Source organism: Cupriavidus sp. R6-3, from assembly GCF_059772245.1.
In genome coordinates, this window is the sequence record NZ_JCBAJO010000021.1 from 25,762 (window position 1) to 42,052 (window position 16,291).

Sequence of the window (16,291 nt, forward strand, 5' to 3'; positions counted from 1 at the left end):
AGCCGTGCCCCGGGCACCTGTTTTGTTGGAAGCGCGGCGCCCCTATCCCATCTACCTTTCGCCGGTCAACCCCACTTTGCGGCCCCCACTTTTGGGGAACGCCTTGTTAATATCCCGCGCGGCTTCGGCCGATAAAAACAACGGTGAATAACAAGGAAAAGAGATGAGAAATTGGACGGGATTTACCGCAGCGGTATTCGCGGCAATGGTGCTGAGCGGATGCGGCGGCGGCGGTGGGGATGATGGCGGCAACGACACGGGCTTCCAGCTGTCGGCCAGCCTGGACGGCACGCCGGTCAGTGGTTTTGCGCTGAAGGATGGTGGCACCACGACGCTCAATATCGAGTCGGGCCAGGAAGTGCGTCTGAGCGCCAGCAACGGCGTGACGTGGACGGCCAGCATGGAAAAGACCACGATCCAGCCCAAGAGCCAGAACAGCGCCGTGTGGGATGCCGTGCTGATCAGCCCGGAAGGCGGCACGGTGACGCTGGTGGCGAAGTCCGCTGCAGATGCGACCAGGCTTGCGACGATCCGTATCGAGGTGCCGCCGCACCGCTATGCGCGGGTGGCGGCCAAGGTCGGTGAAACCACCTTCTGGCGCGAGCAGGGAACGACTGTCGACGGATCCCCGATCGACGTCACCTATCGGGATACGACGGACGCGGTCGATGCACAGGGTGGATTCACGATGAACCGCTATCGCATCGACGGCACGCTGACCGACACCTTCCTCAACGACGCCGACCGCAACCGTACGGCCCGCATTCGGGCAAGCAATCCAACCCAGACCTGCACGTTCACGCCGAAGCGCGAACATTTCCAATACCCGATGTTCGTCGGCAAGACCTGGACCTCGGGCTGGCAGTATCAGTGTGGCGCGTATCACGAAACCGCCGCCTTGCAAGCCAATGTGGAAGCCTTCGAGCAAGTCGCCGTCGGCAGCGACACGTTCGATACGCTGCGCATCAAGTATGACGTGGCCTTCACCAATTCGAACGACGGCACCCTGTCCAACGGCATCACCGGCAATGCTGCCTATCGGATGGACTACCGCTGCTGGTGGGCTACCGAACTTGGCCGCGCGGTCAAGTGCGAGTTCAACTACAGCTATGCCGGCATCGAGCCGGCCGGCCATATCCGACACTACGTGCAGACGGCAACGTCGCTGCAATAAGGCAAGCGCGGAAAGCCATCCACTCGATGAAAAACGGCGCCGCGGCGCCGTTTTTTTTATTCCCGCACCACCCCGATCCCCTCGCCGACCAGCCGAAGTTCCACCTTCGGCATGTCCTCCATCACGCGCATGGCCTTCTGGCCGATGGTGACGCTGACCCCGCCGTGCACCTTCTTGCCGACCACCACGGCGGCGTCCGGGCGCGGGTGCAGTTGCTCGGTCAGCCTGGCCAGATGGGCGTCGGTGTCGAGCATGTCGCGCGTGTACTTGAACAGGGTGGCCCGCGCCTTCTCGCGCAGTTCCGGCGTGGCGCGCTCGGGGTTCTTGGCGAAGAAGGCCATCAGTTGCTGGATCTTGGCCTGCTCCTGTTCCTGCCGGCGCTTGTCCGCCTCGAGCGCGGCCTTTTCGGCGTCGGCATAGGGGTTCAGGCCGACGTGGATGGCGGTGGCGGTGCCGGCCGGCGCGCCGAGCGTGCCGGTGCGCACCGCATGCCAGGCGCGGCAGCGGCCGCCGGTGATATTGCCGCTGCCGACGGCTGGATCGCCCGCAGTGATGGTCTCGCCCGCGGCGACATCGCTCTGGCGAATGCCGCTGTCGACGGTGACCGTGGTGCCGGCTTCGACCACGGCGTTTTCGATGAAGCGGGCATGCACCGATCCCTTGCACTGGATCCGCGCGACGGCGCTGGCCGGATCGTGGGGTCCCTCGGACTTGCCGATGATGCCGCCGCTGACGACCACATTGCCGCCTGCCTCGACATGGGCGGCCTCGATGGTGCCGCCGACGATCACGTCGCCGGCCACGCGGACCGACATGCCGGTCTTGATATCGCCGCTGACGCGCAGCGTGCCTTCGAACGCAATGTTGCCGGAGTGCATGTCGACCGCGTCCACCGCGACGACCGGGTTGACGCTGACGCCGCGCGCGCGCACCGACGGCAAGCCCGCCACCGTCGCCACCAGCAGATTGGGGTCGTTTGCGTCCTGGGCCACGCCGTTCAGGCGTTCGGCGAACGGCGTGTCGGCAACCTCGGGAGCCGGCAACACGCGGCCGAACACGTCCTGCCCCGCGGTGCCCGGCACCGCCGGGATACGCCGCATCAGATGCGTGCCGGGCTGCACCAGCAACAGGTTGCCGAGGTCGCGCAAATCGATGCGGGCGCGGTCGTCCTCGGCGCCGCCGCGGCGCGGCTCGAGCAGGTTGATGAAGCGCGCCGGCGTGCCGCGCGTCGGCGCCGTGCCGTGCACGATCGGCAGATCGTCGCAACGCCCCGCGGCGAAGGCCTCGGCCAGCGCCGGCTCGTCGACGGACAGCTTGATGCCGCGCCCCGCCAGCACGATACGGACGTCGTTGGGCTGCACCGCGCGGCCGCCCTCCGGCGGCCATAGCGTCAGCCGCACCGTCAGCGAATCGGCATCGATGTCGATCTCGAAATAGCCGTCGACCAGCTCGCCGATCACCGCCTCGGCCGGCGCGCCATCGCGATGGCAGGTCAGCAGGAAGGCCGCGATAGCCTGCTCATCGAGCTTCGCTTGCGCCCAGCCCTGGGCCTCGAGGGCCGCCATCAAGGCAGCGCGATCGGGCGGCCCCCCGGCCCCATCGGCCCTATCGGCCCTATCGGCCCTATCGGCCCCATCGGCCCCATCGGCCCTATCGGCCCTATCGGCCCTATCGGCCTCCGCCGGCGGCTCGTACCGCGCCCGCACGGACTTGTCCGTGTTCTCCACCCACACCCGTACAACCGAAGCTGCTACGTCGCCCATCGCGTCCTCCAGCCGTCTGCCTTTGATTTATCGTTGTTGTCGGGGCGGCACCCGAGTCGGCATGCCGCCTGTCCGTCACCTACGGCGGATTTCGGCAAAACTTTAGGAAAATTTTTTCGGGACGCCTTCCGGTAAACTGTCGCCCTGCCCGCCCGGGCCCTCGCCGCTCCCCAGACGCGGCGCTTCGGGACCCGGGCCAACCCCGCCGTATCCCATGTCGAACACCCACGAAATCCGTCCCGGCCAGTCGATCGAGCTGCTCAAGGAACTCCATATCCTGACCCGCGACGGCAAGATGAACCAGGACAGCCGCCGCAAGCTGAAGCAGGTCTACCACCTCTATCAGTTCATCGAGCCGCTGCTGCAGGACCTCAAGCGCGACCATGCCGACCTGACGCTGGTCGACCATGGCGCCGGCAAGTCGTATCTCGGCTTCATCCTCTACGATCTGTTTTTCAAGACGCAGCAGGACCGCTCGCATATCTACGGCATCGAAACGCGCGAGGAACTGGTGCGCTCGTCCACCGCGCTCGCCGAGCGGCTCGGTTTTCCGGGCATGTCGTTCCTGAACCTGTCGGTGGCGGAGTCGATCACCTCGGAGCGGCTACCCGCCACGGTCGACATGGTCACGGCGCTGCATGCCTGCAATACCGCGACCGACGACGCGATCCGCTTCGCGCTGACCAAGCGCGCCAAATACATCGTGGTGGTGCCCTGCTGCCAGGCCGAGGTCGCCGCCGTGCTGCGCAGGAACAAGTCAAAGACGCTGGGCAATCCGCTGACCGAGATCTGGCGCCATCCGCTGCATACGCGCGAATTCGGCAGCCAGGTCACCAACGTGCTGCGCTGCCTGCAGCTGGAAGCGCACGGCTATCAGGTCACGGTGACCGAGCTGGTCGGGTGGGAACACTCGATGAAGAACGAGCTGATCGTCGCCCAGTACAAGGACCTGCCGCGCCGGCGGCCCGCCGAGCGGCTGGCCCACGTCCTCGAAACGCTTGGGCTGGAGGAAATGCGCGAGCGGTTCTTTACGCCCGCCTGAGATTCACCGGGGCGCGCTCACTCGCATCTGGGATCTGGGCATCGCGCCCACTGTGTCGCAGTTGTTGCGTCACACATTGCGTCACACCTGCCGCGCCGCACCCACCGCGTCGCACCTACCGCGGCTCGTCGCCCGCCATCCAGCGCCGCCAGCCTTCGTGGCCGAGCCGGCGCATGGTTTCCTCGTTGCGCTCGTAGATGTCCGCCGCGTCGGGAAAGGCCTCGACCGCGCGCGCGATGCTGTCTTCGCGCAGCAGATGCAGGATCGGATACGGCGCGCGGTTGGTGTAGTTCTCGATATCGTCGGCGTCGGTGCCGGCGAACTGGTATTGCGGGTGGAAGCTGGCGATCTGCAGCACGCCGGCCAGCCCGAGGCTGTCGAGCAGGCGCTCGGCCAGATAGAGGAAATCGTTGTAGTCGGCGAAGTCCGCCAGCATCCGGGGGACGATCAGCAGCGTGGTATCGATGCGCGCGGGATCGGCCTGCGCCAGCCCCTTCAGCTCGGCCTCCAGCGTGTCCAGCAGCGCCTCGGCATCGGCCGCCTCGCAGACCACGTAGCGGATCTGTTCCTTGACGTGGACGCTCTTGGCGAACGGGCACAGATTGAGCCCGATCACCGCGCGCGTCAGCCAGTGGCGCGTGGCGTCGAGGATCGCCTGCTGCTCCGACGGCGACATGGCTCAGGCCGCCTTGCCGACCCGGCTGACGATATCGAGCGCGACCGCCTCGGCGACCTCGATGCCGTCGATCGCCGCGGAATAGATGCCGCCCGCGTAGCCCGCGCCTTCGCCGGCCGGATAAAGGCCTGCGACATTGACACTCTGGTAGTCGTCCTTGCGGCGGATCCGCAGCGGCGACGAGGTCCGCGTTTCGACGCCGGTCAGCACGGCGTCGTCCATCGCGAAGCCGGGCACCTGGCGCTCGAACGCCGGCAGCGCCTCGCGAATCGCCTCGATCACGTAGTCGGGCAGCGCGGTGCTCAGATCGGTCGGCGTCACGCCCGGCTTGTACGACGGCTCGACCGTGCCGAGCGCGGTCGACGGCCGCCGCGCCAGGAAGTCGCCGACCAGCTGGCCCGGCGCGCAGTAGTTGCGCCCGCCCAGTTCGAAGGCGCGTTCCTCCCAATGGCGCTGGAAGTCGATCCCGGCCAGCGGTCCGCCCGGATAGTCGTCGGGCGTGATGCCGACGACGATGCCGGCATTGGCATTGCGCTCGGCGCGCTTGTACTGGCTCATGCCGTTGGTCACCACACGCCCCGGCTCGGAAGCGGCCGCCACCACGGTGCCGCCCGGGCACATGCAGAAGCTGTATACCGAACGGCCGTTGCTGCAGTGGTGGACGATCTTGTAGTCGGCCGCGCCCAGCAGCTTGTTGCCGGCGAATTTGCCGAAGCGGCTGCGGTTGATCATGCCCTGCGGATGTTCGATGCGGAAACCCAGCGAGAACGGCTTGGCCTCCATGAACACGCCGCGGCGGTACAGCATCTCGAAGGTGTCGCGCGCGCTGTGACCCACCGCCAGCACGACCTGCTCGCACGGCAGATAGTCGCCATTGGACAGCTGCAGTCCGCGCACGCGGCCGCCATCGATGTCGATGTCGTCGACGCGCGTGCCGAAGCGGATCTCGCCGCCGAGCGCGAAGATCTCGGCGCGGATGTTCTCCACCATCTTGACCAACCGGAACGTGCCGATGTGCGGCCGCGCCTTGAACAGGATGTCCTCCGGCGCGCCGGCCTTGACGAACTCGTGCAGCACCTTGCGGCCGTAGTGCTTCGGGTCCTTGATCTGGCTGTAGAGCTTGCCGTCCGAGAAGGTGCCGGCGCCGCCCTCGCCGAACTGCACGTTGGACTCGGGATTGAGCACGCTCTTGCGCCACAGCCCGAAGGTGTCGCGGGTGCGCTCGCGCACTTCCTTGCCGCGCTCCAGGATGATCGGGCGGAAGCCCATCTGCGCGAGGATCAGCCCGGCCAGCAGACCGCACGGGCCCATGCCGATCACCACCGGACGCGGCGTCGTCGCATGCTGCGGCGCCTGCGCGACGAAGCGGTACGTCATGTCCGGCGTCACGCTCCAGTTCGGCTTGCCGGCCATGCGCTTGCGCGCCGCCTCCTCGTCCTTTACCTCGATATCGACGATGTAGGTCAGCTTGATATCGGAACGCTTGCGCGCGTCGTGCGCGCGGCGGAACACGGTGAAGGACACCATGCCGTCGCCCTTGACCCCGATCTCGATCAGCCGCGCACGGACGGCGGCCTCCAGGTCACTTTCTGAATGGTCGAGGGGGAGCTTGAGTTCACTGAGGCGTAGCATGGGGGGCAATGTATTCGGCGGCCGAACGGCGGGTCCGATGGCCGGACCGCAATTCTAAAGCCTTTCGGCCGCGGCGGCCCCTTGCGGCGGCCGCCACGCCCCGCCCCGGAAGATCGTCAGTCCTGCGCCGGCACCTGCCCCAGCAGCGCGGCGTAGCGCGCCATGTCGACATTGCCGCCGGACAGGATGATGCCGACCCGCTTGCCGGCGATCGGCGCCTTGCCCGCGAAGGCCGCGGCGGCGCCGAGGCAGCCGGTGGGCTCGACCACCAGCTTCATGCGGCCGGCAAAGAAGCGCATCGCCTCCACCAGCTGGGCATCGCTGACCGTGACGATGTCGTCGACCAGCTGCTGCAGCACCGGGAAGGTGTAGTGGCCCAGATGATGGGTCTGCGCGCCGTCCGCGATGGTGTCCGGCGTGCGGATCTCGACGATGCGTCCGGCGCGCAGGCTCTGTTGGCCGTCGTTGCCCGCTTCCGGCTCGACGCCGATGATCTTGCAGCCGGGATGCATGGCCCGCGCGGCCACTGCGCTGCCCGACAGCAGCCCGCCGCCGCCCAGCGGCACCAGCAGCACGTCGAGCGGGCCGGCCTGCTCGAACAGCTCCTTGGCGGCGGTGCCCTGCCCGGCCATCACGTGCGGATGGTCGAACGGCGGGATCAGCGTCAGCCCCTGCTCGCGGGCCAGCCGTTGGCTGATTTCCTGGCGGTCCTCGGTATAGCGGTCGTACAGCACGACTTCGCCGCCATAGCCGCGCGTCGCGGCGATCTTGGCTGCGGGCGCGTCCTTGGGCATCACGATCACCGCGCGGGTGCCGAACAGCCGCGCCGACAGCGCGATCGCCTGCGCGTGGTTGCCCGAAGAAAACGCCGCGACACCGGCGGCGCGCTGCTCGGGGGACAGCTGCGCGATCGCGTTGTAGCCGCCGCGAAACTTGAAGGCGCCCATGCGCTGCAGGTTCTCGCACTTGAAGAACAGCCGCGCGCCGGTCTGCGCGTCGGCGGTGGCCGAAGTCAGCACCGGCGTATGGTGCGCGACGCCACTGATGCGGCGATGCGCCTCCACGACATCGGTGAACGAGATGGCCAATTGCGTCATGGGACAGCACTCCTTGCAGGGAAAGACGTACGAACTTCGAAGGGAAAGGTGTCGGCTCGGCTTCAATGCGCGAGGCGCCGGCGGCGCCAGCCGGAAAGTATGCGCGCGATACGGGTCCGCGAGAATACCCGGGTACGCTGGCGCAGCCGCACCGCGGTATCGCGCCGCGCTCGCAGGGTGAACCAGCCGGAGCGGGACAGCGCGACCACGCTGCCCGGCGGCAGCGGCCGCCGCGGCCAGTGCAGCGTCTCGGCCAGCAGCAGCGGCGGCTCGATCAATTCCACGTCGCCATCCGTGACATGCAGCTCGGTGCCGGCTTTGGCATGGAAGGCGAACGATTGCCCGGCGCGCAGCGTCAGCGCGCGGTGCAGGTAGATGGGATGGGGCAGCAGGGAGAGGATGGACATGATGGCCTCGGCAGGTTCGGCTGCGTCTGCGTGTCACCGACACAGCGGGAAAGACCGGCCGGTATCGGGAGTACCGCGATCAGTGCCGCGATCAGTACCGCGATCAGTGGCGCGATCAGTGGCGCGGTCAGTGGCGCAAGTCAGCGCAGCAATCGAATGAACGCAGCGTACCGGCCGCCGTCGCGGCGCGGCAGGCACACCGCACCGGAACGGACAGCAGAACAGAGCCCCATCCTTCGCTCTGTTACGATACGGCCGAAACTTTTCTGTATCTGTTGCGCATCGGCCGGATGCGCCACCATGCCGCATGGACTCCGCCCCGCTGTACCGCCAACTCGCCGGCCACTATCGGCAAGCCATCGCCGCGGGCACGCTGCTGCCAGGCGAGCGGATGCCCTCGATACGGGCCCTGATGGAGCGCCACGGCGTCAGCCTGTCGACCGCGCTGCAGGCGTGCCGGGAGATGGAGGCGCAAGGGCTGCTCGAAGCGCGTCCGCGCTCCGGCTACTTCGTGCGGCCGCCGGCGCCGCAGGGCACGCCGATCGCCGAACCCTCGGCCTCGCTGCCCGATCCCGCGCAGTACGTCGGCATCCACGCCCGTATCTCGGCCATCATCGCGCGCGGCCGTCGGTATCCCGACGCGGTCAATCTGGCCGGCGCCTGCGCGCCCCCCGAGCTCTATCCGGTCGAAGCGTTGCGCCAGGCAGCCGGCCGTGCGCTGCGCCGCCATCCCAATCTGCTGGGCAGCGCGGTCGAGCCCGACGGGCATCCGGCACTGCGCGCCGCGCTGGCGCGCCAGGCACTTCAGGCCCGCATGACGCTGGCCCCCGAGCAGATCGCCATCACGCACGGCTGCACCGAGGCGCTGAACCTGGCCTTGCGCGCGGTCGCCGGCCCGGGCGATGTCATTGCGGTCGAATCGCCGACCTATTACGGGCTGCTGCAGATCCTCGAAAGTCTGGGCATGCGCGCGCTCGAAGTCCCGTGCAGTCCGCAGACCGGCCTGTCGCTGGAAGCGCTGGAGCTGGCGGCGCAGACCTACGACAACATTCGGGCGGTGGTGGTGGTGCCGAACCTGCAGAATCCGCAGGGCAGCATCATGCCGGACGCGAACAAGGCCCGGCTGGTGCAATGGTGCGAGGCGCGCGGCATCGCGCTGATCGAGGACGACTGCTTCTCCACGCTGGCCGACGACGATGCGCCGCTGGCCGCCGCCAAGGCGTGGGACCGCGGCGGCAACGTGATCTACTGCGCGTCGCTGCACAAGAATCTGGCGCCCGGCATGCGGCTGGGCTGGATTGCCGCCGGCAAATGGCAGGCTCGGGTCGAGATGCTGAAGTTCAGCCAGTCGCGGCCGAATGAGCTGCTGTCGCAGATCGCCGTGGCCGAACTGATGGCATCGGGCGATGTCGACCGGCACCTGCGGCGCCTGCGCGCGCGGCTGCGCCATCAGCGGCATTGGGCCGCCGAGACGATCGCGGCCCTGTTTCCGGCCGGCACGCGGCTGTCGGCGCCGCAGGGCGGCATGCATCTATGGGTGGAATTGCCGGACCGGCTGTCGTCGGAGGCGGTGTTCGAGCAGGCGCTCGAGGCCGGCGTGCGGGTGATGCCCGGCGTGGTCTTTTCCAACTCGAGCCGCTTCGACCATTGCCTGCGGATCAATATCGGCGCGCCCCGCTCGACTGCACTGGAACAGGCGTATCGGAAGCTGGCCGGCGTGGTGGCCCGGGTGGTGGCGCAGGGGGTGGCGCGACCGGAGCCGCGCTAGCGGGAGGGGTGGAACGCGGTGCCGGGGGCACCGCGTCCGTGCAGTCCGTGCAGTCCGTGCAGTCCGTGCAGTCCGTGCAGTCCGTGCAGTCCTTGCAGTCCGTGCAGCGATGGCTTGCAGACCTGTTGCAGGGCTGTTCCAGGCTTTAAGGCCTGCAAGCCTGCCGGCTTACAGGAAGACGATGAGCGCGACGCCGGCGGCGATCAGGCCGAACTTGACCACGTAATAGACCTGGCGGTTCCACGCCTTCAGGCGACGGCGATACTGCCCGCCCAGCCAGACGATGCGGAACAGCTTGTTGATCATGCCGGTCTGGTCGTTCTCGTCGTTCGGCGAACTGGCCGCGCTCATGACCTTGCGGCCCAGCCAGCGGTTGACCTTGCCGGCCCAGCCATAGCGCATCGGCCGCTCGATGTCGCAGAACAGGATCAGCCGGTTCTGGTCGCTGCGGTTCTCGGCCCAGTGCAGATAGGTCTCGTCGAACACCACGCCCTGCCCATCGCGCCAGCTGTGCCGCTCGCCGTCGACCTCGATGAAGCAGCGATCGTCGTTCGGCGTCGCCAGCCCAAGGTGGTAGCGCAGCGAACCGGCAAAGGGATCGCGGTGGGGATTGAGCTTGCCGCCCGGCGGCAGCTCGGCGAACATCGCGGCCTTGACGAACGGCAACTCACGCAGCAGCGCGACCGTGCGCGGGCACAGTTGCTCGGCCGACGGGTGATGCGCCTCGTACCACTTCAGGTAGAAGCGCTTCCATCCGTATTTGAAGAAGGAATTGAAGCCGGCGTCGTCGTTCTTCTCGGCGGCCTTGATCTTGCGCATCGCGGCCAGCGCCAGCCCCTCGTCGCGGATCTCGGGCCAGGCGGCGCGCAGCTTCTCCAGCTCCGGGAAGCGCTCCACCGGGATGTACGGGGTGCGCGGGACGCCCGAGAAGGCGTACATGAAGCAATTGACCGGCGCCACCAGCGCCGAATGATCCAGCAGCTGCCGCCAGATACGCAGGCGCACCTTGCCGCGGAAATGCACATACAGAATCGCGCCGAGATAGGCCGCGACAATGATCCACTTGACCACCTCGAACTCTCCCTGAACTGCCTCGTGCGAGCCTGCCGCCGTGCGGGCGAAGGCACACGATGAGGTATGAAGGACCGTAGTTTACCTAAACGGCAGGCCCGGCGCAGGAGAGGCGAAATCAGCGGTTGCCGCGGGACTGCCGGGCGATGCGCTCGATCAGCGCGCGGGCATCGTCGGGCGCGCCCTGCAGGGTCAGCAGGCGCGCGTTCAGCACCATGTTCTCGAGGACCAGCTTGGCGGTCGACGCCCACATCGTGGCCAGCACCGCGTCGACCGGCATGCCGGCCGCTTCCATCGCCTGCGAGCGCTCGGCCACCAGGCGGCAGACCAGGGAGCGCAGCGCGCCGTCGTCGAACGGCAGATTGGCATAGTCGATCGGATCTTCCTTCTCGACCTCCACCATCAGTTGCATCAGCATGTCCTCGGTCATCGGCAGCTCCTTGCGGGATGATGAGAGTCGCCCCTTCGGGGACCCGGCGGCGACGGCCGTGGGCGCGCCGCCCATGCGACCGAAGCTACGGCAAACGGCGCCGGGCTGTCAATTCCGCGGCGGGCCGCAGGGAGAACGGCGCCGTTCGCATCGGGCATCGCCTGGCGCCACGAATCGATCCTGGCCGGCGATAGAAAAGCGCCCGACATTCGGGCTGAACGAAGCGCGAGCGCCACAGTCAGACACGTGGTTCTCATTCTCATTTCCAACGGAGACGCACAGACAATGACAAAGCGTTTGTTGTCCGCCATGCGGCAGTACGCATGGTTCCAGGGAGTCAAGCACCACGTCGTCCAGGGCGTCGAGGCGCTGGCCGAACTGCTGAAGTCGCCGTCGGTCGCCGCGCGCGCGGTGGCCGCGATCATCGCCGAGACCGAGCACGGCGTGCAGGTGTGGGTGTCGTACTTCGGCAAGCCGCTCGACCCGCATACCAATTACGTGCTGTGGCCCACCCGCGCGCTGAAGGCCGCGCGCCCGCGCATCGCGCTGCCGGGTTTTCCGGCGCGCGACCGCCCCGAGGGTTGACGACGCGCAATGACCTCCGGACCGTCCCTCGGACAGGCGCGCTGTAGGCGACGTCCCGACAGCAGCCTGCCGGGGGGCGCCACTAGAATGGACATCACACCGCCAACCCACAGCACGGAGGCCGAGATGGACATGCCCGAACCGGTACACGACGAAGCGCTGGTCAACCTTTACCTCGAGCGCATCTCGGCGCTGTCGGTCAGCGCGTTCGACGGCGCCGATGTCGGTGAGGAACTGCAGCAGTTGATGACCGAGGCGGTCAGCGAATGCGACGCCAGCAAGACCGCGCCGGTCGGCAACAACCTGCAGGTGCTGGTCGCTCGGCTGCGCGAGCGCGCCGAAGCCGCTGAGCGCGAAGATCAGCCGGCGATACGCGAGACCTTCGAGCAGGCGCTGGCGCTGGCGGGCGGTTCCGCGGGGTAGGCGCGGAACACGGGCACGGCAAGGCGCCAGCGGATCGGAAACGGTGATATCCGAGTTTGCCGGGATATCGGAAGACGGGCGCGGAAGACGGTACTGCGCGGAAGGCGGTACTGCGGAGAGGGGATGATTGCGGGAGTACTGGGGGTACTGCGTGAGAGATACTGCGTGCCGCTGAGATGTCCGCACGGTACCTGGTTCAAGGACCGGGGATCGTGCGTTTTGCCGTGAATCACGGCGACATCTCGGGAATTTGGTTGCGGGGGCAGGATTTGAACCTGCGACCTTCGGGTTATGAGCCCGACGAGCTGCCAGACTGCTCCACCCCGCGTCTGGAAGAACAACATTATGCAGCAATCGCGCCGCCATTGCAAGCATTATTGTCGGCGTCAATCTCGGGCGCCAGGCGCCAATCCATCACAACGTGACATGATCGGCGGCATCGCCCGCGCCGCGACTACCACGACCACGGCCACGATCACACTGCGACCGTGACCGTGACCGTGACCGTGACTGCGACTGCGACCGCGACTGCCAGCTTCAGGACTCCGGCCCAAGAATACGATCCACGCGCGCATAGCCCGCGCTGAACGCCGCGACCTCCGCGGCATGGCGGGTCGCAAAGACCTGGTCGCCGCTGGAGATCATCTCGACATCGCCGGCATCGCTCGGGTCGCCTCCTTCCTGGCCGATGCGGACCTCGTAGGCCCAGCCAGGCGACCCCCCGCCCTGTCGCTCGGACACCAGCACATAGACGTCCATGCCGCGATAGTCCTCGACACGCCAGTCGTCGTCATGCATCGCGCCTCCTGCATTGCTCGGGTACACAGGTTCAGGCTAGGCCGGCCATCCGGTGCACGCAATGCGAGGGAGACTGACGTGGCTGTCGGAGAATGGCGGAGCCGAAGCGCCGGGACAAGAAGCCAGAGCGCGAAGGTGCCGAGACGCCCGGCCGAAGGGCCAACGCCCAAATGAAGGGCCAATGCCGAACCGAAGCATCTACGCTGAATCCAAGCACCGACACCGACACCGACACCGACACCGACACCGACACCGACACCGACACCGACACCGACACCGACACCGACACCGACACCGACACCCCAAAACAAAAACGGCTTGGAGAGAGAACTCTCCAAGCCGTTCGTACTGCATGTAGGTGGCGCGGCTGGCAGGATTCGAACCCACGACCCCTTGGTTCGTAGCCAAGTACTCTATCCAACTGAGCTACAGCCGCACGCGAGAAAGAGATTATATCGCGTTTTTTGTTTTTGGGAAGCCCCTGCACCATCTTTTTCCGCGTCACCCTCGCCGGCCGCTGTTCCTATAATGTCTGCCCACCTGGAAGTGATCCGTACCATGAGCAAGGCTTTTGTCAAAGAACCGTCGGACGACGAAGACGACGACCTCCCGGAAGGCGCGACGCCGCTGCCGGCCGGCACCAAGAACTACATCACGGCGCAGGGCTACCAGCGGCTGCGCGACGAGCTGATGCACCTGATCGATGTCGAGCGCCCCGAGATCGTGCAGATCGTCTCGTGGGCCGCGTCGAACGGCGATCGTTCCGAGAACGGCGACTATCTCTATGGCAAGAAGCGCCTGCGCGAGATCGATCGCCGCATCCGCTTCCTGACCCGCCGGCTCGACAAGGCCGAGGTGGTCGACCCCTCGCTGCAGGGCGACAACGACCAGATCTTCTTCGGCGCGACGGTGACCTACGCCAACCAGTCCGGCGAGGAAAACACCATCACCATCGTCGGCATGGACGAGGTCGATCTGGACGCGCACCGGGTCAGCTGGATCTCGCCGATCGCCAAGGCGCTGATCAAGGCCCGCGAAGGCGATACCGTGCCGCTGCGCACGCCCAACGGCATCGAACAGATCGATATTCTGGAAGTCCGCTATCCGAAGCGCGGCGAGGCCTGAGGCCTGAGGCCTGGCGCCTCGCCGCTGCCGGCGGCGCGTCAGCCGTCGTTGCGGTCGCGGAAGATGCGGATGACGTCGGTGTTGCGGCGCAGGGCCCGCATCACGTTGGCCAGGTGCAGGCGGTCGTGGACCTGGATCACGAACTGCATGTAGGTCGCTTCCTGCCGCCCGTTGTCCTGGTGCTCCATCGCGACGTGCGCGACGTTGGCGTCGGCGGCGGTCAGGTCCGCGGCCACCCGCGCGACGATGCCCTTGACGTTGCGCACCAGCACCTTGATCGAGACATCGAAGGCGCGCGTGGTCTTGTTCGCCCACATGACCTCGATCCAGTGCTCCGGATCCTTGCTGTGCAGCCGCTTGGCCACCTTGCAATCCTGCACATGGATCTGCAGCCCTTCGCCCTTGCCGAGATACCCGACGATCGAGTCGCCGGGAATCGGCCGGCAGCACGCCGAGAAGATCATCGACATGCCCTCGTCGCCGGTGATCGGCACCGCGGGCGCGTCCTCGCTGGCGAAGGTCTGCACCGCCGCCATCAGCGCGGTATCGAAGTCGCCCGACAGCTCCTGCAGCAGGATCTCCATGCGCTTGGCGACCACTGCCGGCACGCGCCGTCCCAGCGCCAGGTCGGCGAAGATGTCGTCGCGCTGCTTGTTGCCGGTCCACTGGATCATCCGCTCCCACACCGGCTGCGGCACCGCCTTCAGGTCGATGCCGAGCTGGCGCGCGGCCTGCTCCAGCAGGCGCTCGCCGAGCTGGATCGCCTCGTCGAGCTTGGTGGTCTTCAGATAGTGGCGGATCGCCGCACGCGCCTTGCCGGTACGCACGAACGACAGCCAGGCAGGATTGGGCTTCGAATACGGGGCGGTGATGACCTCGACGATATCGCCGCTCTTGAGCTCCGTGCGCAGCGGCAGCAGCTCGTTGTTGATCTTGACCGCGACGCACTGGTTGCCCAGGTCGCTGTGCACCGCATAGGCGAAGTCGAGCGCCGTGGCGCCGCGCGGCAGCGCGCGGATATGGCCCTTCGGCGTGAACACATAGACCGCGTCCGGGAACAGGTCGATCTTGACGTGCTCGAGGAATTCCTGCGAATCGCCGGTCTGGCTCTGGATATCGAGCAGCGACTGCAGCCACTGGTGCGCCTGCTGCTGGATGTCGTTGATCTGGTCGGCGTGGTGCTTGTACATCCAGTGCGCCGCGACGCCGGCCTCGGCGATCTGGTGCATCTCGCGCGTGCGGATCTGGAATTCGACCGGCGTGCCGAAGGGACCCACCAGCGTCGTATGCAGCGACTGGTAGCCGTTGATCTTCGGGATCGCGATGTAGTCCTTGAACTTGCCCGGCATCGGCTTGTACAGCCCATGCAGCGCGCCGAGCGCCATGTAGCAGTGCATCTGCGTCTCGACCACGACGCGAAAGCCGTACACGTCGAGCACCTGCGAGAACGACAGCTGCTTGTCGTGCATCTTGCGGTAGATGCTGTACAGCGTCTTCTCGCGGCCGGACAGCTCGGCGACGATGCCCGCGTTGGCCAGCGCGCTCTGCGCGGCCTCGAGGATGCGCGAGACCACCTCGCGCCGATTGCCGCGCGCGGCCCTGACGGCCTTCTCCAGCGTGGCGTAGCGGAACGGCGAGCCGACCTTGAACGACAGTTCCTGCAGCTCGCGATAGGTGCTGTTCAGGCCGAGCCGATGCGCGATCGGCGCGTAGATCTCCATCGTTTCCAGCGCGATGCGCCGGCGCTTCTCCGGCGGCACGAAGTCCAGCGTCCGCATGTTGTGCGTGCGGTCCGCCAGCTTGACCAGGATCACGCGCACGTCGCGCGCCATCGCCAGCAGCATCTTGCGGAAGCTCTCCGCCTGCGCCTGCTCGCGGCTCTGGAATTCGAGCTTGTCCAGCTTGGTCAGGCCATCGACCAGTTCGGCGACCTTGGGACCGAACTTCTCGGCCAGCTCGCTCTTGGTGATGCCCTGGTCCTCGATCACGTCGTGCAGCAGCGCCGCCATGATCGATTGCGCATCGAGCTTCCACTCGGCGCACAGCTCGGCGACCGCCACCGGATGCGTGATGTACGGCTCGCCGCTCTGCCGGTACTGCCCGAGGTGGGCTTCGTCGGAAAACTGGAAGGCCTCCCGGACGAGGGCCTGGTCCGCCGGCTTCAGGTAATTGAGCTTCTCCATCAGGGCGGCGATGGAGATCACCTGCTGCCGCGGCGGCACCGCGGGCTGCGAGGTCGGCCCGAAGAAATGCCGGTACGTCTGCGCGAGGACCGCGTCGATGAAGAGACTGTCGGCAGC

The 16,291-nt window shown here is 67.0% G+C and carries 15 protein-coding genes and 2 tRNA genes; 6 read left to right on the top strand and 11 right to left on the bottom strand.

Annotated elements, in window-relative coordinates; translation table 11 throughout:
- Positions 1–163: 163 nt before the first annotated feature.
- Positions 164–1,174 carry a hypothetical protein gene (locus tag AC6EI8_RS06390; protein ID WP_265632197.1) on the top strand — a complete coding sequence of 337 codons (1,011 nt, stop codon included), beginning with the start codon at positions 164–166 and terminating at the stop codon, positions 1,172–1,174.
- Between the two features lie 56 nt (positions 1,175–1,230).
- Here AC6EI8_RS06390 and AC6EI8_RS06395 read toward each other — a convergent pair whose 3' ends face one another.
- Entirely contained in the window at positions 1,231–2,739 is a 1,509-nt protein-coding gene (locus tag AC6EI8_RS06395) for a flagellar assembly protein A (RefSeq protein ID WP_265632195.1), read from the bottom strand.
- Positions 2,740–3,151: 412 nt separating this feature from the next.
- Between AC6EI8_RS06395 and AC6EI8_RS06400 the strand changes: the two genes are divergently transcribed.
- Positions 3,152–3,979, top strand: coding sequence for a class I SAM-dependent methyltransferase (locus AC6EI8_RS06400; RefSeq protein WP_149317971.1), 828 nt, complete (start codon positions 3,152–3,154; stop codon positions 3,977–3,979).
- A 115-nt stretch (positions 3,980–4,094) separates the two neighbouring features.
- Here AC6EI8_RS06400 and AC6EI8_RS06405 read toward each other — a convergent pair whose 3' ends face one another.
- The 4 genes from AC6EI8_RS06405 to AC6EI8_RS06420 form a co-directional block, all read right to left on the bottom strand.
- A complete protein-coding gene (locus AC6EI8_RS06405; protein WP_265632194.1) occupies positions 4,095–4,655 on the bottom strand; it encodes a DUF1415 domain-containing protein in 561 nt (186 codons plus the stop codon).
- 3 nt (positions 4,656–4,658) lie between these two features.
- Entirely contained in the window at positions 4,659–6,287 is a 1,629-nt protein-coding gene (locus AC6EI8_RS06410; RefSeq protein WP_265632193.1) for an NAD(P)/FAD-dependent oxidoreductase, read from the bottom strand.
- 116 nt (positions 6,288–6,403) lie between these two features.
- Positions 6,404–7,384: a threo-3-hydroxy-L-aspartate ammonia-lyase gene (locus tag AC6EI8_RS06415; protein ID WP_498381559.1), complete on the bottom strand. Its 981-nt coding sequence runs from the start codon at positions 7,382–7,384 to the stop codon at positions 6,404–6,406.
- 62 nt (positions 7,385–7,446) lie between these two features.
- Positions 7,447–7,791 carry a hypothetical protein gene (locus tag AC6EI8_RS06420; RefSeq protein ID WP_187829165.1) on the bottom strand — a complete coding sequence of 115 codons (345 nt, stop codon included), beginning with the start codon at positions 7,789–7,791 and terminating at the stop codon, positions 7,447–7,449.
- 307 nt (positions 7,792–8,098) lie between these two features.
- Here AC6EI8_RS06420 and AC6EI8_RS06425 point away from each other — a divergent pair, with 307 nt between their 5' ends.
- Complete coding sequence (locus AC6EI8_RS06425; protein WP_265632192.1) at positions 8,099–9,559, top strand: aminotransferase-like domain-containing protein; 1,461 nt, start codon at positions 8,099–8,101, stop codon at positions 9,557–9,559.
- A 168-nt stretch (positions 9,560–9,727) separates the two neighbouring features.
- Here the strand turns inward: AC6EI8_RS06425 and lpxO are convergent, their stop codons facing one another.
- Positions 9,728–10,630 (bottom strand): lipid A hydroxylase LpxO, encoded by a 903-nt coding sequence (gene lpxO / locus AC6EI8_RS06430; protein WP_149317965.1) that lies wholly within the window; start codon positions 10,628–10,630, stop codon positions 9,728–9,730.
- 118 nt (positions 10,631–10,748) lie between these two features.
- Positions 10,749–11,060: a hypothetical protein gene (locus tag AC6EI8_RS06435; protein ID WP_149317964.1), complete on the bottom strand. Its 312-nt coding sequence runs from the start codon at positions 11,058–11,060 to the stop codon at positions 10,749–10,751.
- 285 nt (positions 11,061–11,345) lie between these two features.
- Between AC6EI8_RS06435 and AC6EI8_RS06440 the strand changes: the two genes are divergently transcribed.
- Positions 11,346–11,645, top strand: coding sequence for a hypothetical protein (locus tag AC6EI8_RS06440; protein ID WP_149317963.1), 300 nt, complete (start codon positions 11,346–11,348; stop codon positions 11,643–11,645).
- A gap of 132 nt (positions 11,646–11,777) precedes the next feature.
- Positions 11,778–12,068 (top strand): hypothetical protein, encoded by a 291-nt coding sequence (locus tag AC6EI8_RS06445; RefSeq protein WP_149317962.1) that lies wholly within the window; start codon positions 11,778–11,780, stop codon positions 12,066–12,068.
- 251 nt (positions 12,069–12,319) lie between these two features.
- Here the strand turns inward: AC6EI8_RS06445 and AC6EI8_RS06450 are convergent.
- From AC6EI8_RS06450 to AC6EI8_RS06460, 3 genes are all read right to left on the bottom strand, one after another.
- A tRNA-Met gene (locus AC6EI8_RS06450) sits at positions 12,320–12,396 on the bottom strand.
- Positions 12,397–12,605: 209 nt separating this feature from the next.
- A complete protein-coding gene (locus AC6EI8_RS06455; RefSeq protein WP_149317961.1) occupies positions 12,606–12,866 on the bottom strand; it encodes a hypothetical protein in 261 nt (86 codons plus the stop codon).
- A 359-nt stretch (positions 12,867–13,225) separates the two neighbouring features.
- Positions 13,226–13,302: transfer RNA gene (locus AC6EI8_RS06460), tRNA-Arg, on the bottom strand.
- 122 nt (positions 13,303–13,424) lie between these two features.
- On the opposite strand from AC6EI8_RS06460, the gene greB reads away from it, so the two are divergent.
- Entirely contained in the window at positions 13,425–13,991 is a 567-nt protein-coding gene (gene greB, locus AC6EI8_RS06465) for a transcription elongation factor GreB (protein ID WP_187829164.1), read from the top strand.
- Positions 13,992–14,029: 38 nt separating this feature from the next.
- On the opposite strand, the gene AC6EI8_RS06470 is transcribed toward greB, so the two are convergent.
- Positions 14,030–16,291, bottom strand: a 2,262-nt coding sequence (locus AC6EI8_RS06470) for a RelA/SpoT family protein (protein ID WP_498381560.1), incomplete at its 5' end; no start/stop codon positions are given.

What these genes read in the sequence shown, in the direction of transcription:
- AC6EI8_RS06455 (WP_149317961.1), bottom strand. Translation starts at nt 12,866, where the DNA reads ATGCATGACGACGACTGGCGTGTCGAGGACTATCGCGGCATGGACGTC.
- AC6EI8_RS06445 (WP_149317962.1), top strand. Translation starts at nt 11,778, where the DNA reads ATGCCCGAACCGGTACACGACGAAGCGCTGGTCAACCTTTACCTCGAG.
- AC6EI8_RS06440 (WP_149317963.1), top strand. Translation starts at nt 11,346, where the DNA reads ATGACAAAGCGTTTGTTGTCCGCCATGCGGCAGTACGCATGGTTCCAG.
- AC6EI8_RS06405 (WP_265632194.1), bottom strand. Translation starts at nt 4,655, where the DNA reads ATGTCGCCGTCGGAGCAGCAGGCGATCCTCGACGCCACGCGCCACTGG.
- AC6EI8_RS06435 (WP_149317964.1), bottom strand. Translation starts at nt 11,060, where the DNA reads ATGACCGAGGACATGCTGATGCAACTGATGGTGGAGGTCGAGAAGGAA.
- AC6EI8_RS06410 (WP_265632193.1), bottom strand. Translation starts at nt 6,287, where the DNA reads ATGCTACGCCTCAGTGAACTCAAGCTCCCCCTCGACCATTCAGAAAGT.
- AC6EI8_RS06425 (WP_265632192.1), top strand. Translation starts at nt 8,099, where the DNA reads ATGGACTCCGCCCCGCTGTACCGCCAACTCGCCGGCCACTATCGGCAA.
- AC6EI8_RS06395 (WP_265632195.1), bottom strand. Translation starts at nt 2,739, where the DNA reads ATGGCGGCCCTCGAGGCCCAGGGCTGGGCGCAAGCGAAGCTCGATGAG.
- AC6EI8_RS06390 (WP_265632197.1), top strand. Translation starts at nt 164, where the DNA reads ATGAGAAATTGGACGGGATTTACCGCAGCGGTATTCGCGGCAATGGTG.
- AC6EI8_RS06400 (WP_149317971.1), top strand. Translation starts at nt 3,152, where the DNA reads ATGTCGAACACCCACGAAATCCGTCCCGGCCAGTCGATCGAGCTGCTC.
- greB (WP_187829164.1), top strand. Translation starts at nt 13,425, where the DNA reads ATGAGCAAGGCTTTTGTCAAAGAACCGTCGGACGACGAAGACGACGAC.
- AC6EI8_RS06415 (WP_498381559.1), bottom strand. Translation starts at nt 7,384, where the DNA reads ATGACGCAATTGGCCATCTCGTTCACCGATGTCGTGGAGGCGCATCGC.
- AC6EI8_RS06420 (WP_187829165.1), bottom strand. Translation starts at nt 7,791, where the DNA reads ATGTCCATCCTCTCCCTGCTGCCCCATCCCATCTACCTGCACCGCGCG.